Below are 20,897 nucleotides of genomic sequence, written 5' to 3'. Positions count from 1 at the left end.
GCTCGTTCCTCGCGACGCTCCTCAGGGACCGGTCGGTGACGCATCGCTCGTTCCTCGCGACGCTCCTCAGGGACCGGTCGGCGACGCATCGCACGTTCCTCGCGACGCTCCTCAGGGACCGGTCGGCGACGCATCGCACTTTCCTCGCGAGGCTCCTCAGGGACCGGTCGGCGACGCATCGCTCGTCCTCGCGAGGCTCCTCAGGGATCTGTGGTGGTCACGCACCGCCGACGCCTCGCGAGACTCGCCCGGGGCCGGTGGCGACACTCCGCCGGCGGTTCAGGCTCCACGTGGTGGCGCCGTTGTGCCGCGAACCTTGAGAGTCGGTTCGAGCACGACATCGTTGCCCAGTGTGTGCGCCCCGGTCAACAGTTCGACGGCGAGCTCGACGGATCGCTGCGCCAGCCCCTGCGCATCCTGGTGGATCGTCGTCAGGTCGATGCGCGGATTGTCGGAGAGTCGGCTGTCGTCGTAGCCCATCAGGGAGATGTCGTTGGGGATGTCGACTCCCGCGCGGGTGAACACGTCGAGCAGACCCAGAGCACACCGGTCGTTGCCCGCCAATATCGCTGTGGGCAAACGGTCCTCGTCGAGGAGAACGTGCGCGGCGTCGGCTCCCGCCGCCTCGTTGTGGGCACCCCGAACGACGCGTACATGATCACCCAATCCGTGCGCGCGCATCGCGGATCGGTACGCCGTCCGACGGTCGGCCGCGGCCGGGTCATGCCCTCCGTCGACATGCAGGATGTCCCGGTGGCCCAGCTCGACCAGATAGTCGACCGCCAGCCGCATACCCCTCGTGTCGTTGGTACGCACTGTCGCCAGCCGATCGCCCAGCGCGACGGCCGAGAGTCGTCGGCCGACGACCACCAGCGGGGCACGTTCCGCCAACCCGACGAGTTCCTCCGCCGTCGCCAGCGGACCGAGCAGAATGACTGCGCCGCAACGATGATCGAGCAGCGCCTCGATCGCCGAGGCCTCGGCCCGATCGGGAAGATTGGCGGTCAACAAGACGTCGTAACCCAGCTTTTCCGCAGCCGGGTAGATGTTGGTGACCAGTTCGGCCTCGAACAGCTGCGAGACGTCCATCAACACCCCCAACGTCCGACTCCTACCCAGCGCCAGTAGGCGTGCCGCCGCATCGGGTCGATAGCCCAGTTCGTCGGCGACTCTCAGCACCCGCCGGCGCGTCTCCTCGCTGGCGCCGGGCTTGCCGTCCAACACGAAGGACACCAACGTCCGGGATACGCCGGCGTGCGCGGCGACATCTGCCATGGTCGGACGGCGTTTTGCTCGGTCTCCGCCGGTTGTCGCTGGCACTCGACCCCTCCTCAGAACATCGTGACCCTTGACACAGTGATCCAGATCTCTCACTATAGACCTTACGCGCGTTACTAACGCGCGTTATATGCCCTCAAATCTTGTTCTCCGATCGAACTGAGGTACCCATGTCCACCACGGCAGAGACGGCGTCCAACAGGCGCTTCTTGACCAAACTGACCGTCATCGCGACCCTCGGGGGCTTGCTGTTCGGTTACGACACCGGCGTCATCTCCGGCGCGCTGTTGTACATGAAGGACGACCTGGCGCTGAACTCCTTCACCGAGGCACTCGTCGTCAGTTCGTTGCTGTTCCCCGGCGCAGCCTTCGGAGCACTGTTCGGCGGACGCATCGCCGACCGACTGGGACGCAAGCGCACTCTCCTGCTCTGCGGCGCGATCTTCCTGGTCGGAGCCCTCGGCTGTGCGCTCGCGCCGGCCGTGGGAGCCATGGTGGTGGCGCGCATCATCCTCGGCTTCGGCGTCGGCGCGGCGGCAGTCACCTGCCCGCTGTACCTGGCCGAGATGGCACCTGCCGATCGTCGCGGACGGATGGTCACGATCAACGAACTCATGATCGTCACCGGCCAGATGCTCGCGTTCGCGATCAACGCGGCTCTCGATCACGTGATCAAGGACCCGCACGTCTGGCGCATCATGCTCGCCGTCGCAGCCATACCCGCGGTCACCCTGCTGGTCGGCATGCTCGTACTCCCCGACTCGCCGCGTTGGTACGCCTTCAAGGGCCGGATGACCGAAGCACGCACGGTACTGGGCATGAGCCGCACCCCGGCGGAGGCCGACGCCGAATACGCGATCATCGTCGAGCACACCCAACACATGCTGACGTCAAAGCGCAGCCCGCTGACCATGATCCGGGACGTGCCCTGGATTCGCCGGGTCGTGTTGATCGGCTGCGGCCTGGCCATCGTCCAGCAGGCCACCGGCATCAACACCGTCAACTACTACGCGCCCACGATTCTCGAGCAGAGCGGCCTGGGTGTCAGTGCGGCACTGGTCGCAACCATCGCTGTCGGCGTCACCTCGGTCGTGACCACGATCATCGGCATCGTCCTGCTCGGCTACATCGGACGGCGCGCCATGCTGCTCACGGGGTTCGCCGGAGTCGCGGCGTCGCAGGCGGCACTGGCGATGGCGTTCCTGCTACCGGAGTCCACTCTGCGCAGCTACGTCATCCTCGGCTGCATGGTGGCGTTCGTCGCCTTCGTCCAGATGTTCATCGGCACGTGCGTCTGGCTCCTGCTGTCGGAGATCTTCCCGTTGAGTGTGCGTGGATTCGCCATGGGCATCGCGGTTTTCGTTCTCTGGTGCACCAATGCGGTGATCTCGTTCGTCTTCCCGCTGCTGAACTCCGCCCTCGGATCGACCGGCACCTTCGGGCTGTTCGTGCTGGTAAATGTCGCCTCGTGGATCTTCGTCTTCCGTACCGTGCCAGAGACGAAGGGCACGACGCTGGAGGAACTCGAGGAACGGCTCGAGTCCGATCACACCGACCGGTTCGCCGCGGTCACCGTCGCGGCATGAGCGGAGCCACATCCCAGAATCGATCATGATCATTGGGTAGCATCGGGGTGTCCGTCTTCATCGCGAGGACGGGCACCCCGATTCTTTCCGTGCCAAGGACTCCGATGACAGAGACGACCGACCGCGAGCAGGGCGGCCCGCACGATTCGGGGCCGCCCGACATTCCCGCGTATACGCCCGAGATGTGGCGGCGGTCAATCGATCTCCCGGGTACCGTACCCGTTGGCCAGTCTCGCGCGGAAGTCGCCGCCAATCAGATCGCCCGCCTGGCGGCAGGTTTCGGCGCCGGCGAGCGACTCGGCAGCAAGGACCACATCCGCAACATCTGCGGCGTCTCGGTCGGCACCGTGAACGAGGCGATCAAACTCGCGCAGGAGCGCGGCGTGATCACCTCCCGACCCGGGCCCGGCGGCGGCATCTTCGCTTCTGATCCGTCTCCGTTGTCGCGGATGAACGGATGGTTCCGCGATGCGGCGGGTAACCAATCCGCACTGGAGGAGTCCATCGCAATCCGAGATGCGCTCGCACCACTGCTGGTCGCCGAGGTCCTCGCCACGATCACCGACGCCGACCAGCGAACACTCGAGACCCGACTCGCCGAGGTGCACCGGACCCGCGAGGCACATGACGTCTCAGCGTTCGTCTGGGCCGCATGGAATGTCCACGAATACTTCGCCCAACTCGGCCGGAGCCAACTCCTCGACAGCCTCTACCTGAGCATCATGGATGTCGGCACGTCGCATCTGCGCGCGCGCCTGGAATCGGCCGGCGACGAGGCCGATGTGGGCGGTAACGGGATTCCGGTACATCTCGATGCACTGGCCGACGTCGTCGACGATCTCGTCCGCGCACTCGGCGAACACGACGCCGAGGCGGCCGTAGACGCCCTCCGGCGCACCGACCCGACCATCATTCTGCGCCCACCTGCCTGACCGCAACGCCGCGACCTGCGTCGATTCCGCGCGACACCCCCTCTCGAAATAAACATGATTAATTTCGCGGATCCTCTTGACAAGTGACCCGAGTCACCCGCAAGCTGTGATCCAAGCAATTAATCATGTTTATTTCGAGAGGCGGCCGACGATGCTCGACCAACAATTCCGCGACCTGATGGCGGGGGTGTGCGCACCGGTCACCGTGGTCACGACCACCGACACCGACGGCCCGCACGGCGCCACGGTCAGCTCACTGGCGTCGGTGTCGCTACGCCCGGCGCTGCTCTCGATCGCTCTCGACCGCCGATCGCTGCTGTTGGCCCGCATCCTCGGGTCCGGCAGATTCAGCGTCAACGTCCTCAGCTCATCGCAGGATGACATCGCGACCGCATTCGCGACGCGCGGTGCGGATCGCTTCGGTGCGACGCCATGGTCCATGGCCGACGGACTCCCCCGGCTTGATGATCTCGCCGGCTGGGCGGCGTGTGACCTCTGGCAGACGGTTGAGGCGGGAGATCACATTCTGCTCATCGGTTCCGTGACCCGCGCGGCCTCGGCGCCCCGTCCGCCACTCGTCTACGGCCATCGCACCTTCGGAACGCACTCGAAATTCGCGACGCGACCCCGGCCCGCCATCGTCGATCAAATCAGCGCCTGCGCCAGCTGACCCGACCGTCCCCCGAACGCCTTCCACACCAACCCATCACCTCATCGGAACAACCAGGAGTAGAGCATGACCACGATCGCATCCGCCCCCGAGACAACCATCCCGACCGACGCCGAACTCGTCGCACGTGCCCGCGAACTCCGGCCGCTCCTGGCCGGCAACGCCGCCCAGGGCGAGAAGGATCGGCGCGTCGTCGAGGAGAGCATCCAGGCACTCACCGAGGCCGGGCTCTTCAAGATCTCGGTGCCCAAGCGCTACGGCGGCTACGAGACCTCCATGCGGACGATGCTGGACGTCTCGGCCGCCGTCGCCGAGGCCGACGGCGGGACCTCGTGGGTCCTCACCCTCACCAACGTATGCAACTGGCTGGTCGGTCTGATGCCGGAGAAGGCCCAGGACGAGGTCTTCGGCGCCGACCCGGACGCCAAGGTTTCCGGCGTGCTCGCCCCCACCGCGGAGACCCGCAAGGTCGACGGCGGCTACCGCGTCACCGGCAAGTGGTACTACAACTCCGGATCGCACCATTGCACGTGGGCCGTCATGGGTATCCCGATCACCGACGCCGACGGCAATGTCGTCGACCAGGGATGCGCTCTGATCCCCCGCTCCGACATGGGTTTCGAGGACACCTGGTTCGTTGCCGGCATGCGTTCGTCGGGCAGCAACTGCCTGATCGCCGAGGATGTGTTCGTGCCCGATCATAGGGTGCTCAGCGTCCCGCCCGCGATCGGTGGCCACTATCAGACCGAGCACACCGACGAGGTCCTCTACCGGTCGGCACTGGTCCCGGTGCTCGCACACTGGTCCTGGTCGGCCCCCAGCTGGGTATGGGCCGCGCCGCACTCGATTTCGTGATCGGGAAGGCTCCGAAGAAGCCCATCTCCTACACCTTCTTGACCTCGCAGAAGGAGTCGACGGGATTCCAGCTACAGGTCGCCGAGGCCGCTCGGCTGATCGACACCGCGCAGCTACACGCCTACCGGGCCGCCGCGGACATCGACGAGGCGGCCGCGCGCGGTGAGTACCCCGATTTCGCAACCCGCGCTCGCGTCCGGTCGGACACCGGCTACATCGCGGACTGCGTGACACGCGCCATCGACATTCTGCTGTCCGCGCACGGCGCCGGTTCGTTCGCGGAGGTCAGCCCACTGCAACGAATCTGGCGGGACTCGGCAACCGCGGCCCGGCACGCGATCGTCGCGCCCCAGGTGAGCTATGAGATCTACGGCAAGGCGCTGCTCGGTGTCGAAGAGCCGATCACGCCGATGGTCTGAGCCCGACACACCGACTGAAAGGAACTCTCGAAGATGCGCATCGCCAATCTCGACAACCGCGCGGTCCTGGTGACCGGCGAGCCCGGTGCCGAACGGACCATCGACATCGCCGCGGCAACGGACGGCCGATTCGGCCCCGATCTCACCTCGATCTACGACCGCTGGGCTGACATCGTCGCGTGGGCCGGCACCCTCGACACCGCCGCAACGAGCAGCCCTCTGATCGACCGCAGCCGCCTGGGCGCGCCCTCACCACAACCGCGCCAGGTGTTCGCCATCGGTCTGAACTACGACGAACACGCCGCGGAGTCCGGTTTCGAATCCCCGGAGAATCTGCCACCGGTTTTCACCAAATACGTGTCCAGCTTCTCCGGACCCGACACCACCGTCACCATCCCCGACGGCGGCGCGGTCGACTGGGAGGTCGAGCTCGTCGCGGTGATCGGGCGCGAGGCCACCGACGTCGCCGAGGACGAGGCCTGGGAGTATGTCGCCGGCCTCACCGTCGGGCAGGACATCTCCGAGCGCATAACCCAGACCCGCGGTCCGGCTCCGCAATTCGGCTTGGGCAAGTCATTTCCCGGATTCTCACCCCAGGGACCGTGGTTGGTGACCGCTGACGAGCTGCCCGATCCCGACGACCTCGAACTCGGCTGTGCCATCGACGGCGAGGGGATGCAGAAGGGTCGCACCAGCGACCTGATCTTCCCGGTCGCGAAGCTCGTCGCCGAACTGTCACGCAACGTCACCCTCTACCCGGGCGATGTGATCTTCACCGGAACTCCCGCGGGGATCGGCGCCGGTCGCGACCCGAAACGCTTCCTCACGCCCGGTGAACAGCTCGACAGTTGGATCACCGGAATCGGCGAACTCCACCAGACCTTTGTCGCCCCAACCCAAGGACATGAATCATGAGTCTGCATCGTCTTGCGTCCGTCACCATCGGCGTGCCCAATGTTGCGGAAACTGCCTCCTATTACACCGATTTCGGCCTGACGCCAGAGTCCGACGGCTGGTTCTCCACTGTCGACGGTGGCCGGCAACTCCGGATCGTCGACGCACCGACCCGCCGGCTCGTCGCACTCGTCGTCGGAGCCGACGACGCCGACGACATCGACCGGGTCGCGCACAACCTGTCCGGTCTGGCAATCCCATTTCAGCAGTTCGCCGACCGGATTGTCTCGGTCGAAGAAGCGACCGGACTGCAGGCCACTGTCGAAATCCAGCCACGTGTCGTCCAGCCGCGGGTCGAGGCTACCCTGTACAACGGACCGGGTCGCCTGGATCGAGCGACAGGTCGGGCCCCGGGAGTGGTCCGCGACGGTGCGGTCCGACCCCGCAAGCTCGGCCATGCCGTGATCGGCAGCACCGATCACGCTGTGACGCAGCGGTTCTTCACCCATGGCCTGGGATTCAAGATCAGCGACGAGGTCCCCGGACTCGCGGCGTTCCTGCGCTGTTCCACCGACCATCACAACGTTCTGGTGCAGCAGGCCCCGGTCAGCTTCCTGCATCACACGTCGTGGCAGGTCGACGATGTCGACGAGGTCGGCCGCGGCGCGATGCGGATGCTCGAGGCCGATCCGGAGCGGCACGTGTGGGGCCTGGGGCGACACTACGCCGGCTCGAACTTCTTCTGGTATCTCAAGGACCCGGCCGGCAACTTCAGCGAGTACTACTCCGACATGGATTCGATCGTCGACGACCAGCTGTGGACTCCGGAGGTGGTGGAAGGCGCCAGGGGCCTGTTCAGTTGGGGTCCGCCGCCGCCACCGTCGTTCCTCATGCCCGAAGATCTGGCGGGACTGATGACCGGCGCCCACAGCGCGGGATAGCGTTGTCGGAGAGTTGATCTCGATACGCCTCCTCGCTACGCTCGTCGGCTACTCGATCAGCGAAAAGGACCTTTCCGCTGGTCGAGTAGCCGCCAGACGAGCAACATATCGAGACCCACCCCCACACTCCACCGGAGCAGCCCCCCCAACCGCTGGTCGAGTAGCCGCGAGCCGCCAGGCGAGCAACATATCGAGACCCACCCCCACACTCCACCGGAGCAGCCCCCCCCAACCGCTGGTCGAGTAGCCGCGAGCCGCCAGGCGAGCAGCGTATCGAGACCCCTGTACGAGTACGCCCCAGGAGAACACATGACCGTCGACCAGTCGTCGGCGCCGGACACCCTCGCCCCGATCTGGGAGCCCGACCCGAGCCGTATCCCGGGCACCCAACTCACCGAGTTCACCGAACTCGTCGCGACCCGCACCGGCGACCGATACCCGACCTACCGGGATCTGTGGGCCTATTCGGTCGCGGATCTCGCCGGCTTCTGGTCCAGCGTCGCCGAGTATTTCGGTGTCGTCATCGACAACGTCCCCGACGACGTCCTGCCGAACTCCGAGATGCCGGGCGCTCAATGGTTCCCCGGCGCGCGCATCAACTATGCGGAACACGCTCTGCGGCATCGTGGCTCAGGCACGGCGATCATCAGCGAGAGCGAAGACGGTACCCGGCTCGAGGTCTCCTGGGATGAGTTGCGCGGCATGGTCGGCGCCGTACAACGATGGCTGCGCGACAACGGTGTCGAACGCGGCGACCGGGTCGTGGGCTACCTGCCGAACACGGTGCACGCCGTTGTCGGACTGCTCGCCGCAGCGGGCTTGGGTGCAATCTGGTCGTCGTGCGGTCAGGACTACGGCGCCGACGGTGCCGCCGCACGCCTCGGCCAGCTCGACCCGACAGTGCTCATCGCCGCCGACGGATACTCCTGGAACGGCACCGTGCACGATCGTCGCGACGAGGTCGGCCGACTTCGCGACCGGTTGCCGACAGTTCGTGCCCTTCTGCGCGTACCTCACGTCGGTCGGTGGGAGGCCGCCGAACCGTCGGCGGCCGAGACGAATTGGGATGACGTCGTCGCGACGACCGCCGCGCCGGTGATCGAACGCGTCGAGTTCGGCGACCCGCTGTGGGTGCTGTTCTCGTCGGGTACCACCGGAACGCCCAAGGGGATCGTGCATTCGCACGGTGGCGTGGTGCTCGATCACCTGAAGTTGTTGGGACTGCACAACGATCTTCGCCTCGGGGATCGATTCTTTTGGTACACCACCACCAATTGGATGATGTGGAACATGGTGGTGTCAGGCCTGCTGTTGGGAACGACAATTGTGCTCTACGACGGCAGTCCCGCTCATCCGGGTCCGCACCGCCTGTGGCAGATGGCCGCCGACCACCGCGTGTCGGTGCTCGGAGTGAGTCCCGGCTACCTCGCCGCAAGTGCGAAGGCGGAACTTCGGCCCACGGCCGAGTACGACCTGTCGCACCTGCGGGTAATCGGTTCGACCGGCGCTCCCCTGCCGGCGCAGAGCTATCACTGGGTGCATGACGAGGTCGGCGTACACATCCAACTGGCATCCACCAGCGGTGGCACCGACGTCGTCAGCGGGTTCGCCGGCAGTGCGCCGACGACACCGGTGTGGCCGGGCGAGATCTCGGCTCCGCTGCTCGGCGTCGACCTGCAATCGTGGAATGCCGACGGCCAGACCATGATCGGCGAGGTCGGTGAACTGGTGATCGCCTCCCCCATGCCGTCGATGCCGATCGCATTCTGGAACGACCCCGATGGACAGCGCTACCACGACGCCTATTTCGACACCTTTCCGGGCATCTGGCGGCATGGGGACTGGATCACGATCACCGAACGCGGCGGCGTGGTCATCTCCGGACGTTCCGACGCCACGCTGAACCGACAGGGTGTCCGGTTGGGCAGCGCCGACATCTATGACGCCGTCGAGCCTCTGCCACCGGTCCGCGAGGCCCTCGTCATCGGCGCAGAACTCGACGGCGACCGCTATTGGATGGCACTGTTCGTGGTACTCGCCGAGGGCCACGAGCTCGACGACCGATTGCGACAGCGCATCGCCGACGCGATCCGTGCCCAAGCGTCACCGCGGCACGTCCCGGACGACATCATCGCGGTACCGGCCATCCCGCACACCAGGACCGGGAAGAAGCTGGAAGTGCCGGTGAAGCGGCTGATCCAGGGCCGCCCGCTGGGTAAGGTGACGGGCGTCGACACCGTCGACGATCCGGACGCATTGCACTACTTCACCCGATTCGCCCATCACACAGGGAGTTCCGATGCCTGACGGCGGCCTCGTCGATGTCCATGCCCACGTCCTGCCCGACTGGTATGTCGACGCCGCGAAGGCCGCCGGGCACACCACCCCCGACGCCATGCCCGGGTGGCCGGCCTGGTCGGTGGGCGATCACCTCGCGATGATGGACCGCGTCGGGATCGCACGGTCAGTCCTCTCGATCTCCTCGCCCGGGGTGCATTTCGGAGACGACGCGGCCGGCGCGTCACTGGCCGTGGAGGTCAACGACTTCATGGGTGCGCTGGCAGCGGAGCATCCCACCAGATTCGGGTTCTTCGCAGCACTGCCGTTGCCGGATATCGACGCGGCCATCGCCGAGGCACAACGCTCCGCGGCCGCACCCGGCCGGGCCGGAGTCGGCATCGAGTCGAACGCTCATGGCGTCTATCTGGGCGCATCGGATCTGGAACCGTTGTGGCGGGAGCTGGCCGCGCAACACGCGGTTGTGTTCGTCCACCCTACCGCGCCACCGCACTTCGATTCCGGTGCAACGGGTTTCCCGGCACCATTGCTCGAGTACCTGTTCGACACCACACGCACCATCGTGCATCTGGCCACGGCCGGAGTCCTCTCGCGTCATCCCGACATCCGGTTCGTGGTGCCGCATTGTGGCGCGATGCTGCCCGCAGTGATCAGTCGTGTCGACCTGTTCCGCCTCGGCGGCCTCATCCCGGCCGGCGACGCCGACCTCGGTTGGGACCGGCTGTGGTTCGATCTCGCCGGCGCCCCGGTCCCCGATCAGCTCGGTGCGTTCACACGGCGGTTCGGCACCGATCATCTGCTGTACGGCAGTGACCACTGCTTCACCCCCGCCGCAGCCGTCGAGCTGCTTGCTGCGGCGCTCGACGAGCAGTGGCCCGTCGACGAGCACGGCCCGTGGCGGCAAATCGTCGCCGACAACGCGGTGGCGCTGTTCGACACGACGGTGTCCGCTCGATGACCCGGACTGCGTCAACCCGGCAACGAAACTACGTGAAGCAGGCCTCGATACGTGGCGCGTTCGTGCTGCGAGACGTGACAATCGTCGACGTCGCCGACGGAACGTTGCAGCCACATCGCGACATCCGCATCGACGGCGACACGATCGCGGACATCACGCCGACGGAAGCAACCCTCGATGGCATCGAGATCATCGACGGCCGTGGCAGATTCGTCGTTCCCGGATTCGTGGACGCGCATGTCCATGTGCTGAACACCCCGAACGATGTCGACGCGTCCTATGCCCTGATGCTCGTCAACGGGATCGTCGGGTTTCGGCAGATGTCGGGCAGCCCCGGTCTGTTGGCCGATCGTGCCGCGGGCCGTCTGCCTGCACCGTTGGGAGCGCCGGCTCTGTTGGCCACCCCGGGTTCGCTGCTGACCCCACTGAACGCCGCGACGGTCGAATCCGTCGTCGCCGAGGTCCGTGCACAGCACGCGCAGGGCGCCGACTTCATCAAGGCCGGCATGACCGGTCACGACGCGTTCCTGGCCGGTCTGGCCGAGGCCCGCCGGCTCGATCTGCCGTTCGCCGGGCATCTGCCGGGCGATGTCGATCCGCGCGATGCCGCCCGCGAACAGATGCGGTGCATCGAGCATCTCGGCCCGGGCGCCACCGTCTACACCGCCGCTTCCGGCCGCGAGGATGAATTGCGCGCGGTCCCGCAACGTCAGATCCGATTACCGAGGGTGAAACTGCCCGGGATGGAGCGGATTGTCGGCAAGCTGCTGGCACGCCTGGTGGTCAATCCGGCGACGCTCACCTCGCCCGCGGCCGCCGAACAGTTGCGTACCGCCGATGTCACGTATGACGAGGAGAAGGCACGCGAACTGGCGGCGCTGTTCACCGAACAGCAGACGTGGCAGTGTCCGACGCTGATCCGACTGCACACGCAGCAGTTCCCGGACAGTCCCGAACATCGGCACGATCCCCGCCTGCGGTTCATAGCGCCCGACGAGGTCAGGCGGTGGGAGAAGGCCACCCGACGGTTCGAGAAGTTGCCCGACCGGACCCGAAAGACGTTGCGCGACCATTGGGATGCGCAGCTCCGGATGACCAGGCTGTTCGCCGACGCCGGCGTACCGATGATCGCCGGCACCGACGCCAACGGCGCCGGCTGGGTGATCCCCGGTTTCGCACTGCACGACGAATTCGATCTGCTCGCGTCCGCGGGTCTGTCACCGTCACAGATCTTGCGGATGGTGACCGTCGCGCCTGCTCGGTTCTTCGGCGTCGACGACTCCCGGGGCCAGGTCGCCGCGGGCTATCGCGCCGATCTGGTGCTTCTCCGGCGCGATCCGCTGGCCGATCACACCGCGTTGCACGAGATCGACGGCGTCGTGCGGACCGGCGACTGGTTCTCGCGCGCCGACCTCGACGCGATCCTGGGTCGACTCGAGGCCGCGCCGTCGGCGCGTTGATGCGATGCACCCGATGGGACACCACATGGACGATGTCACTCAACTGACCCAACTCGTGCTCCGCGAACGCCAGGCCCGCGACCGTGGCTGGTGGGACCAGATGCGCCGGTGCATTCACCCCGACGCACGTATCCGGCTCAGCTGGTTTCGTGGTTCGGGCGCAGAGTTCGTCACGGCGTCCGAGCAGATGAGCGCAGCGGGCGGGCGATCGACCCATCGGCTGTCTCCGCCGGTCGTGTTCTCACACGAGCACCGAGCTGTCGTCGAGGTCGGGGCGGCGATCGAGGTCCGGGCACGCATCGCCGAGGTGGACGTGGACGTCACCTCGTTCACCCGCATCCTCTACCGTGCCGAGAGCCAGGACGGCGCATGGGTCATCACCGCGCTCGACCCGATCTATGAGCGGGACACTGTGACACCGGTGGTGCCCGGCGAGGTCCCGCCGATCGATCGCACCCGGCTCGCCGGTCTACGCCCGTCGTATGGATTCCTGAGCTATCTGTTGGCCGACCGTGGGTATGAGATCGACGACGACCTCGTCGGTGACGACCGCCCCGACGGGGTCGACGCTCTCTATCGCGACGCCTTCGACTGGCTGGGTTAGGCGTCGAGCACCTTCGCCACTGCCCGGGCGGGCTCGGCGAGGACGCGTAGCAATGCATCGGGATGTTCTATGTGCTTGGCCGGGGCCGCGACGGCCAGTGCCCCGATCAGTTCGTCGGCGTCGCTCCAGACCGGTACCGCGATACAACCGAAGTTGGGGGCGAACGAACCGACCTGTGTCGCGAACTCCGGCGCCGCCGCCGGATGGCCCGAGCCGACCGCGTCCATCAGCCGGCCGACCGCCGACGCCGAATGATCGTGCAACAGGCGGGCCGGGTCCGAGAGCGGATAATCGGGGTCGATGTCGAGCATCGTCAGACGTGCCCGCATCGTGCCCGGATTCTGGATGCCGAAGAGATGCAATCCGAAACGCAGTCTGGACCGGACCTCGTCGACCAGCTCGCGCAGTTTGTCCGGCACGGACTCGTCGGTCGCCATCCCGATCAGGGCATCGATCTTTGCGCCGAGCGCGAATCCGCCCAGATCGGGTGTGCGCACGAGGTATTCCTCGGCGGCCAACAGGTTGACCAGTCGATAGGTCGCCGACTTGGACAGCCCGAGGTTGCGCGACAGCTCCGCGGCGGTGACACCGGGACCCAGACCCGCGACCTCTTCGATCAGGCGAAGCGCGTTGATCACCGACCGCGACGACGAGTCGCCACCGAATGCCGGACTCATGTCGGGTCGAGTGGCCGCGGACCGGCCGCAACCGGTGACCGATGGCCGCTCCACACCTCACCGCGAGTCGGTGTCTCGTGGATGCCGATGCCCCGCGCCGCCTGTGGTCGGCACAGCGCGAGGATCAGCGCGCCGACACCTGCCAACACGAACCAGCCGAGCGCGGCGACGACACCGCATGCCCGGTCGGTGCCGAAACTCACGACGACGAAGACGATCAGCACCGCACTGAACGCGACAGCAGCGGTCAGGGCGACCACCAGCGTGGTGCGGCGTAGCTCGCCGGTCCGGCGGAGGAACATCGGGGCGGCGACGGCGACGATCACATACGCGGCGATGAAGCCGATGGACGGTGCGCTGGCCATCGAGCTCCGGACGGCCTCGGCCGACATCCCCGCCGCGGACGGTACGGCGGCAGCCACCACCATCACCAGCACCGCCACCGTGATGCCGAAAGCCGGAGTGCGCGTCTGTGGATGCGTCTGGCCGAAGCGCTCCGGGATCAGCCCTTCCCGTGCCAGCGACATCAGTGTTCGGGTCAGCGATGTGGTGGACGCCAGCGTGCACGCCAGGAACGATGCGACGATGCCGACGTTGGTGATCGGGGCGACCCATCCGACGCCCACGGCGTCGGCCATCACATCGAAGTCACCGTCGGCCAACGCAGACACCGCGGTGAGCGCCGATACATTCGCCGCCTGCGCGACGGTGGCGATCAGCACCACCAGCGACCCGATCAGCAGGGAGACCGAGATCGCCGACGGCACCGTGCGCAGCGGTCGTTGCGCTTCCACGGAGACCGTCGCCGCGCTCTCGAATCCGATCAGACCGCAGGTCGCCAACGCGACACCGACGCAGAACGATGCGACACCGGTCGGTGGGGACACGATCGCGCCTGGGTCGAGGGCGCTCGAGTGCCGCAGCAGCAGCACGCCGATGACGGCGAGAACGATGGTCACCGCGACGGCTTCGATGATCAGACCCGCCCGCGCCGAGACCCGGATCCCGCGGATCAAGGTCGCCGCCACGCACACACCGATCGCGGCGACCGCAACCGCGACCTGAGCAGTCGACGGGTGATGGACACCGACGAGTCGCAGCCCGAAATACGCCGACTGACTCAACGCGAACATGCCGAGCGCGCCGTAGCCCAGTGTCATCGCCGCGGCAGCGGCCAGACCTCCCGCCGGCCCGAGACCCTTGGCCGCGAAGGTGTAGAGCCCACCGGACGCGGTCATGCGCGACGTGAACTCCCGGAGCACAATCGCCACCAGCGCAGCCAGTGCGATGGCGGCGAGCACACTCCAGACCAGGGCCGAACCCGATTCCATCACCAGCAACGGAATCGTGGCACCGGCCGCGCACGGTGCCATCACGGCAACCGAGTGCGCGATGACGTCGATCGGGCCGAGAGATCGTCGATCCAGTCCGGCGAGACGACTGCGCGCACCCAGGACGAGGCGAGGGTGCGAGGGTGGCGTCGATCCGGGCATAGGGGCGGACGGTAAACACGCGCTGTTTCGCGCACGTTTCCGAGCGGTGTTCGACGCGTGACATCGAACGGGTCTGCGCACGGGGAGCTGTCCCACCGGAAAGTCGGGTTCCGTTACGGATCGGCAAAACGACCGCGACCGAGGTCACCAAGGCTGATGTCCGGCAGGCAATGCGGCCCGCCATCCGTCACCCCGCTCCCCATTCTGGAGAATCCCATGGCCTCACTCGATGCCGCCGGCATCGCCCCACCAACGACCGCCGATGCCCGTCCCCGTTCCCTCACCGGCTCGCTCGGCGTCGGCGCGATCGTGTTCATGGTCGTCGCCGCCGCAGCCCCGCTCACGGTGGTCGGCGGCGGCGTCCCGGTTGCGTTCTTACTCGGCAACGGTCCCGGCGTGCCGACGATGTTCGTCGTCGCGGCCGTGGTCCTGTTGTTCTTCGCCGTCGGACTGAGCACCATGGCACGTCATCTGCCGCGGCCCGGGGCATTCTTCACCTATGTGGGCCACGGGCTCGGGCGCCCCCTGGGGCTGGGTACCGCACATCTCGCGCTGCTCACCTACACGATGGTGCAGGCCGCCGTGTACGGCCTGATCGGCACGCTGCTGGCCAAGGCGGTCACCGATCTCGGCGGTCCGTCGATTCCGTGGTGGGTGCTGAGCCTGGCGGTCGCCGCTGTGACGGGCCTGCTCGGTTACCGGCACATCGACCTGAGCTCCAAGGTCCTCGGCGTATTGTTGATCGCCGAGATCGGCATCGTGCTGATCCTCGACGTCGCGATCATGGTGCAGGGCGGCAACGATGGGCTTTCGCTGGTGTCATTCACGCCTGACGCCGTGTTCTCCGGCGCACCCGGGATCGGCTTGATGTTCGCCGTCGCCGGATTCATCGGCTTCGAGGCGACCGCGATCTTCCGCAACGAGGCACGCGACCCCGACCGCACGATCCCGCGGGCCACCTACGTCGCGGTATTGCTCATCGGCGCGTTCTACGCCTTCTCGTCGTGGGCGCTGGTGATGGCGTGGGGCCCGGACAACGTCGTCGAGGCGGCCGCGCAGGACCCGTCCGGGATGATCATGGCCACCGCAGAGACCTACCTCGGCGGCTGGGCGTCGACGACGATCAACATTCTCCTCATCACCTCCCTCTTCGCCTGCATTCTCAGCTTCCACAACGTGCTGTCGCGCTATCAGCACGCGATGGCGGACGCAACCGCGATGCCGTCGCGGCTGGGGTCGGTGCATGCCACCCATCTCTCGCCGCATGTCTCCTCGCTCGTACAGTCGATCACCGCCGGCGTGCTGATCGCGGTGTTCGCAGCGTGCGGGCTCGACCCCGAACTGCAGGTGTTCGCCTGGTTCTCCGGGCTCGCCACCCTCGGCATCGTCGTGCTGATGGCGTTGACCTGCCTGGCGGTGCTCGTCTACTTCCGGCGTGTGGCTCAATCGGCCGGGCGATGGCAGACGCTCGTGGCACCGGCGATCGGTCTGGTCGGTCTCATCGGAATCCTCATCACCGTCGTCGCGAACTTCCCCACCCTGATCGGTGGATCGACTGTTCTGGCATACGTCTTCATGGCTTTGGTCGTCGGGGCCGTGCTCCTCGGTGTCGGGCAGGCTCTCGTCATCCGACGTCGCGACGCGCAGGCCTATTCGGCACTGACCGAGGCGATCTCGGTCTGACCTCCACCACCACTCTTCTTCCGAGAAAGGACCTTTCATGACCACCCTCGACAACGCACCCGCCCCCCGCGCGGTGGCCCATCCCCTGGGTAGCCTCACCGCGGACGAGATCATCTCCGCGCGAGCGCTTCTGACCGATGCCGGCCACGTGTCCACGACCACGCGATTCGTCTACGTCGGTCTCGACGAGCCCGACAAAGCCGAGGTGCTGGCCTTCGAGGCCGGCGACGGTCCCGCCCCCGACCGACGGGTCCGGGCAATGATGCTCGACATGGCCACCGGCCATGCCGTCGACGCCGTCGTATCCCTGACCGGCGCGACCGTCCTCGCCGCGGACGAAGTGGATTCCGCGGTCGGCCAGCTCCCCATCCTCGACGCGGAGTTCGAGATCGTCGCCGAGTTCCTCGCGACCGAGCCCCGCTGGATCGAGGCGCTTGCCAAGCGTGGCGTCGATCCGGCGAAAACCGTTGCGGTGCCGCTGTCGGCGGGCACCTATGACAACCCGAACGAGGCGGGCAAACGCATCATCCGGTCGTTCGCCTTCGTCCAGGACCACGAGAAGGATCTGCCGTGGGCCCACCCGGTCGACGGATTGTGCGCCTACGTCGACATCATCAACCGCGAGTTGATCGATCTGGTCGACTATCGGGTCTTCGATGTGCCTGCCGAATCCGGGAACTTCGACACCCCCGAGGTCGCCGGCCCTCCGCTGGAAGGGCTCAAACCCATCGAGATCACCCAGCCCGAAGGGCCGAGCTTCACCGTCGACGGGGAGCACATCGAATGGACCAACTGGAGTCTCGACATCTCCTATGACCAGCGTGAGGGCCTCATCCTGCGCAAGCTGAAATATCAGGGTCGCGACGTCATGTATCGGGCCTCGATCAACGAGATGGTCGTGCCCTACGGGGATCCGTCACCGAACCGCTACTGGCAGAACTACTTCGACACCGGCGAGTATGTGTTCGGACGTTACGCCAACGAGCTGACCCTGGGCTGCGACTGCCTCGGCGAGATCCACTACTTCGACGCCACCCTGCCCGACGAGCAGGGCAGCCCCCGCACCGTCAAGAACGCGGTGTGCATGCACGAGGAGGATTACGGGACGCTCTGGAAGCACACCGACATCTTCACCGGGATGAGCGAGGTGCGTCGTCAACGCCGGCTGGTGATCAGCTTCTTCACCACCGTCGGCAACTATGACTACGGCTTCTACTGGCACCTGTACCTCGACGGCACCATCGAACTCGAGGCCAAGCTGACCGGCATGGCGTTCACCGCCGCCTACCCCGAAGAGGGCTCGGACTACCAGAGCCTCGTCGCGCCGGGCCTCGGATTGCCCTATCACCAGCACCTTTTCAGCGCCCGTCTGGACATGACGGTCGACGGCACGGCGAATGCCGTCGAGGAGGTCGACGCGGTGCGGGTGCCGATGGGCGAGGGTAATCCGTGGGGCAATGCGTTCACGGTGGCCAAGACCCGTATCGAGACGGAGTCCGACGCCGCGCGCGTCGCCGACGCCTCGTGCGGACGCACCTGGCACATCGTCAACACGGAGAAGACCGGCCGGATGGGCCACCACCCGGCCTACGCTCTGCACGCCGAACAGACACCGACGCTGCTGGCGGACCCGGCGTCGTCGGTGGCCGGTCGCGCCGCGTTCACCACCAAACAGCTCTGGGTGACCCGCTACGATCGCAACGAACGTTATGCGGCAGGTGATTTCGTCAACCAGAGCGCACTGGGCAATGGCCTGCCCGCGTATCAGGCGGCAGATCGTTCGGTCGACGGCGAGGACATCGTGGTGTGGCACACCTTCGGGCTCACACACTTCCCGCGCACCGAGGACTGGCCGATCATGCCGACCGACTACGCCGGATTCACGTTGAAGCCGTACAACTTCTGCGATGCCAGCCCGGTGATGAACGTCCCGCCCACCGCGGCCAAGCACTGCCACGGCCATGGCGGCTGACCTGTACGCCGCCCGCGGGTTCGCGCCGTCGATCCGGATACCATGTGGTGCCCGGATCGCCGGGGCCGCAGCCCTCGGGTTGGCCCTCGTCTCCGCTGCAGCGCACCTGCGGGCACTCGGCCATCTGGGCCTGTTCGCCGACATCGTCTCGCTGATCATGGCCGCCGGCTGCGTGGCATGCGGCGTCCACCTCGTTCGCCATCCGTCGGCGAGGGCGTGGGCGATCACGGCGACGATGGCGGCGGCGATGCTCGCGGTACATCTGACCGCGATGAGCGGCTCGATGTCGATGTCAGGGTCGATGGCGGGCCATCACCGTCACATGCCATCGACAATGGGAGCCGGAGCGATGTCGGGCCCTGCGATGCCGATCGATCCGACGATGACTGTGATCATGATCGCGACGAGTGGCGAGTTGGTGTTCGCGCTGGCGGCGCTCTGGCTGACCACTCGACGACGCGCGAGCTGAGCCTGGACCGGATGTGGGTGCGCGATCATCGGGCGCACCCCCATCCGGTGCGGCACAATCGTGCCGATGAACTCCGGCGCGCAACTGATCTTCTACTACGGGCCGATGGGTGCCGGGAAGTCGACGTTCGCGCTGCAGACGCACTTCAATCAGGGCGCGCAGGGACGATCAGGGATGCTGATCACGCAATGTGACCGCTCCGGAGAGCCCATGGTGACGAGTCGTATCGGTCTGCGCGCCCCGGCGGTAATCGTGAGTGCGGATGACGACATCTACGACGTCGTCATCACCCGCCATACCGGCGAGCCCCTCGATTTCGTCGTCTGCGACGAGGCGCAGTTCTTGTCCCCCGCCCAGGTGGAGCAGCTCGCGCGCGTCGTCGACGACCTCGGCCTCGACGTCTTCGCCTTCGGTCTGCTCAGCGATTTCAAGTCGACGTTGTTCGCCGGGTCCGCTCGCCTCATCGAACTCGCCGATGCGGCTCATCGGATGCAGGCAACCGTCCTGTGCTGGTGCGGCAGGCCGGGGTACCTGAACGCTCGGATCGTCGACGGACGGGTCGCGCGGACCGGAGAACTGGTCGCCGTCGGCGACACCCTGGAAGGGCCGGTCGTGTATCAGCCGCTGTGTCGTCGGCACTACTTCGACGGGCAACTGGGGACCTGAATCGCGGATCGTCGTGATCCTCATGGTGCGCGAGGGGGGACTTGAACCCCCACGTCCGAAGACACTGGAACCTAAATCCAGCGCGTCTGCCAATTCCGCCACTCGCGCGTGTCGCCGACCACACCGGCGCCTGCGTCAGCCTACCGCCCGCGAGTCGATCACCGCTGGCCAGGTACCGTCGAGGGTATGGAATCGTCGTCGCCCGCCCCTCGGCGACGCCACCGTCCGGCGCTCATCGCCCTGGTGGTCGCCGCCGCCCTGGCCTGTCTCGTGTTGGCCTGGTGGCAGTGGGATCGGTATGAGTCGGCGTCGGGCACCGCACAGAACCTCGGCTACGCGCTGCAGTGGCCCGCATTCGCCGCCGCGGTGATCTATGCCTACCGGCGGTTCGTGGTTCTGGAGAGCGATCCGGACGAGCAGCGCAAAATCGCCCCCGACGCCAAGGGCGCCACGGAGATCCCCTCCGGCATCTTGCCGGAGCGGCCGACCACCCCGAGTGCGTCCTCGCTCACCTCGTCTCCCACAGCGGATGACGACTCCACACTGGCCGACTACAACTCCTATCTGGCCGACCTCGATCGCGCCGAATCATCCCAACGCAGCAGTGAGGAACAACGCAGTTGACCGAAACCACCAACTCAACGACCGGAACTCCTGTGGCGAAGGTGCGCGGCGCATTGTTGAGGTACCGCATCCTGGCCTGGATCACCGGTCTGTGGTTGCTCCTGCTGGTCACCGAATTGATCCTGAAGTACGGGTTCGACGTCGATGCGCTGGATTTCGTACCGATCGTGCACGGCTGGGTCTACTTCGTCTATCTGATCTTCACGATTGATCTCGCCATCAAGGTCCGGTGGCCACTCGCGAAGATCATTGTCACCGCGATCGCGGGCACGATCCCGTTCCTCTCCTTCTGGTTCGAGCACATCCGCACCAAGGAAGTGAAGGCCCAGTACAACCTCTGACGAGGTCGGTGCCCGGTTCTGTCGGCGCGATGTCGGGTTCTGTCGGCGCGATTCCGGGTTCTCTCGGCGCGGTTTCG

General features: G+C 66.5%; 20 protein-coding genes and 1 tRNA gene. 17 read left to right on the top strand and 4 right to left on the bottom strand.

Translation table 11 applies throughout. The features are described from left to right. Positions 1-279: 279 nt before the first annotated feature. Positions 280-1,275, bottom strand: a complete 996-nt coding sequence (locus tag ACVT6V_RS15165) for a LacI family DNA-binding transcriptional regulator (protein WP_489900826.1) — start codon at positions 1,273-1,275, stop codon at positions 280-282. A 173-nt stretch (positions 1,276-1,448) separates the two neighbouring features. On the opposite strand from ACVT6V_RS15165, the gene ACVT6V_RS15160 reads away from it, so the two are divergent. The 11 genes from ACVT6V_RS15160 (at position 1,449) to ACVT6V_RS15110 (ending at position 12,895) form a co-directional block, all read left to right on the top strand. Beyond that, entirely contained in the window at positions 1,449-2,864 is a 1,416-nt protein-coding gene (locus tag ACVT6V_RS15160) for a sugar porter family MFS transporter (RefSeq protein ID WP_489900607.1), read from the top strand. A gap of 104 nt (positions 2,865-2,968) precedes the next feature. Further along, positions 2,969-3,796 carry a FadR/GntR family transcriptional regulator gene (locus tag ACVT6V_RS15155; protein WP_489900606.1) on the top strand — a complete coding sequence of 276 codons (828 nt, stop codon included), beginning with the start codon at positions 2,969-2,971 and terminating at the stop codon, positions 3,794-3,796. Between the two features lie 151 nt (positions 3,797-3,947). Beyond that, positions 3,948-4,466: a flavin reductase family protein gene (locus ACVT6V_RS15150; protein WP_489900605.1), complete on the top strand. Its 519-nt coding sequence runs from the start codon at positions 3,948-3,950 to the stop codon at positions 4,464-4,466. Between the two features lie 66 nt (positions 4,467-4,532). Further along, positions 4,533-5,321: an acyl-CoA dehydrogenase family protein gene (locus ACVT6V_RS15145; protein ID WP_489900604.1), complete on the top strand. Its 789-nt coding sequence runs from the start codon at positions 4,533-4,535 to the stop codon at positions 5,319-5,321. Then, entirely contained in the window at positions 5,294-5,740 is a 447-nt protein-coding gene (locus ACVT6V_RS15140; protein ID WP_489900603.1) for an acyl-CoA dehydrogenase family protein, read from the top strand. Before ACVT6V_RS15145 ends, ACVT6V_RS15140 begins: the two co-directional genes overlap by 28 nt. 33 nt (positions 5,741-5,773) lie before the next feature. Continuing rightward, positions 5,774-6,655: a fumarylacetoacetate hydrolase family protein gene (locus ACVT6V_RS15135; protein WP_489900602.1), complete on the top strand. Its 882-nt coding sequence runs from the start codon at positions 5,774-5,776 to the stop codon at positions 6,653-6,655. Then, positions 6,652-7,575 carry a VOC family protein gene (locus ACVT6V_RS15130; protein WP_489900601.1) on the top strand — a complete coding sequence of 308 codons (924 nt, stop codon included), beginning with the start codon at positions 6,652-6,654 and terminating at the stop codon, positions 7,573-7,575. Before ACVT6V_RS15135 ends, ACVT6V_RS15130 begins: the two co-directional genes overlap by 4 nt. 309 nt (positions 7,576-7,884) lie before the next feature. Further along, the gene (locus ACVT6V_RS15125; RefSeq protein WP_489900600.1) at positions 7,885-9,882 is read left to right on the top strand and encodes an acetoacetate--CoA ligase; all 1,998 of its coding nucleotides are present in this window, start codon (positions 7,885-7,887) and stop codon (positions 9,880-9,882) included. Then, entirely contained in the window at positions 9,875-10,831 is a 957-nt protein-coding gene (locus ACVT6V_RS15120; protein ID WP_489900599.1) for an amidohydrolase family protein, read from the top strand. The genes ACVT6V_RS15125 and ACVT6V_RS15120 overlap by 8 nt, the downstream gene beginning before the upstream one ends. Then, on the top strand, positions 10,828-12,291 hold the full coding sequence (locus tag ACVT6V_RS15115; protein ID WP_489900598.1) for an amidohydrolase family protein: 1,464 nt from the start codon (positions 10,828-10,830) through the stop codon (positions 12,289-12,291). Before ACVT6V_RS15120 ends, ACVT6V_RS15115 begins: the two co-directional genes overlap by 4 nt. A 25-nt stretch (positions 12,292-12,316) precedes the next feature. Next, complete coding sequence (locus tag ACVT6V_RS15110; RefSeq protein WP_489900597.1) at positions 12,317-12,895, top strand: nuclear transport factor 2 family protein; 579 nt, start codon at positions 12,317-12,319, stop codon at positions 12,893-12,895. On the opposite strand, the gene ACVT6V_RS15105 is transcribed toward ACVT6V_RS15110, so the two are convergent. Both ACVT6V_RS15105 and ACVT6V_RS15100 read right to left on the bottom strand, forming a co-directional pair. Further along, a complete protein-coding gene (locus tag ACVT6V_RS15105) occupies positions 12,892-13,572 on the bottom strand; it encodes a helix-turn-helix domain-containing protein (RefSeq protein ID WP_489900596.1) in 681 nt (226 codons plus the stop codon). The two genes, ACVT6V_RS15110 and ACVT6V_RS15105, sit on opposite strands and share 4 nt — an antisense overlap. After that, on the bottom strand, positions 13,569-15,065 hold the full coding sequence (locus ACVT6V_RS15100) for an APC family permease (RefSeq protein WP_489900595.1): 1,497 nt from the start codon (positions 15,063-15,065) through the stop codon (positions 13,569-13,571). The genes ACVT6V_RS15105 and ACVT6V_RS15100 overlap by 4 nt, the downstream gene beginning before the upstream one ends. A 216-nt stretch (positions 15,066-15,281) precedes the next feature. On the opposite strand from ACVT6V_RS15100, the gene ACVT6V_RS15095 reads away from it, so the two are divergent. The 4 genes from ACVT6V_RS15095 (at position 15,282) to ACVT6V_RS15080 (ending at position 19,855) form a co-directional block, all read left to right on the top strand. Continuing rightward, a complete protein-coding gene (locus ACVT6V_RS15095; RefSeq protein ID WP_489900594.1) occupies positions 15,282-16,748 on the top strand; it encodes an APC family permease in 1,467 nt (488 codons plus the stop codon). Between the two features lie 37 nt (positions 16,749-16,785). Next, positions 16,786-18,720 (top strand): primary-amine oxidase, encoded by a 1,935-nt coding sequence (locus ACVT6V_RS15090; RefSeq protein WP_489900593.1) that lies wholly within the window; start codon positions 16,786-16,788, stop codon positions 18,718-18,720. Then, positions 18,710-19,189 (top strand): hypothetical protein, encoded by a 480-nt coding sequence (locus tag ACVT6V_RS15085; RefSeq protein ID WP_489900592.1) that lies wholly within the window; start codon positions 18,710-18,712, stop codon positions 19,187-19,189. The genes ACVT6V_RS15090 and ACVT6V_RS15085 overlap by 11 nt, the downstream gene beginning before the upstream one ends. A 66-nt stretch (positions 19,190-19,255) precedes the next feature. Next, positions 19,256-19,855, top strand: coding sequence for a thymidine kinase (locus ACVT6V_RS15080; RefSeq protein ID WP_489900591.1), 600 nt, complete (start codon positions 19,256-19,258; stop codon positions 19,853-19,855). Between the two features lie 23 nt (positions 19,856-19,878). Here the strand turns inward: ACVT6V_RS15080 and ACVT6V_RS15075 are convergent. After that, a tRNA-Leu gene (locus tag ACVT6V_RS15075) sits at positions 19,879-19,963 on the bottom strand. A gap of 78 nt (positions 19,964-20,041) precedes the next feature. On the opposite strand from ACVT6V_RS15075, the gene ACVT6V_RS15070 reads away from it, so the two are divergent. Both ACVT6V_RS15070 and ACVT6V_RS15065 read left to right on the top strand, forming a co-directional pair. Continuing rightward, the gene (locus ACVT6V_RS15070) at positions 20,042-20,479 is read left to right on the top strand and encodes a transcriptional regulator (RefSeq protein WP_489900590.1); all 438 of its coding nucleotides are present in this window, start codon (positions 20,042-20,044) and stop codon (positions 20,477-20,479) included. Continuing rightward, the gene (locus ACVT6V_RS15065) at positions 20,476-20,820 is read left to right on the top strand and encodes a DUF3817 domain-containing protein (RefSeq protein ID WP_489900589.1); all 345 of its coding nucleotides are present in this window, start codon (positions 20,476-20,478) and stop codon (positions 20,818-20,820) included. The genes ACVT6V_RS15070 and ACVT6V_RS15065 overlap by 4 nt, the downstream gene beginning before the upstream one ends. The last annotated feature ends 77 nt before the right edge of the window (positions 20,821-20,897 follow it).

The organism is Gordonia sp. LMA167, from assembly GCF_058130025.1.
Note: the sequence above shows the minus strand (reverse complement) of the source record. Positions and strands in the feature narration are given on the sequence as shown.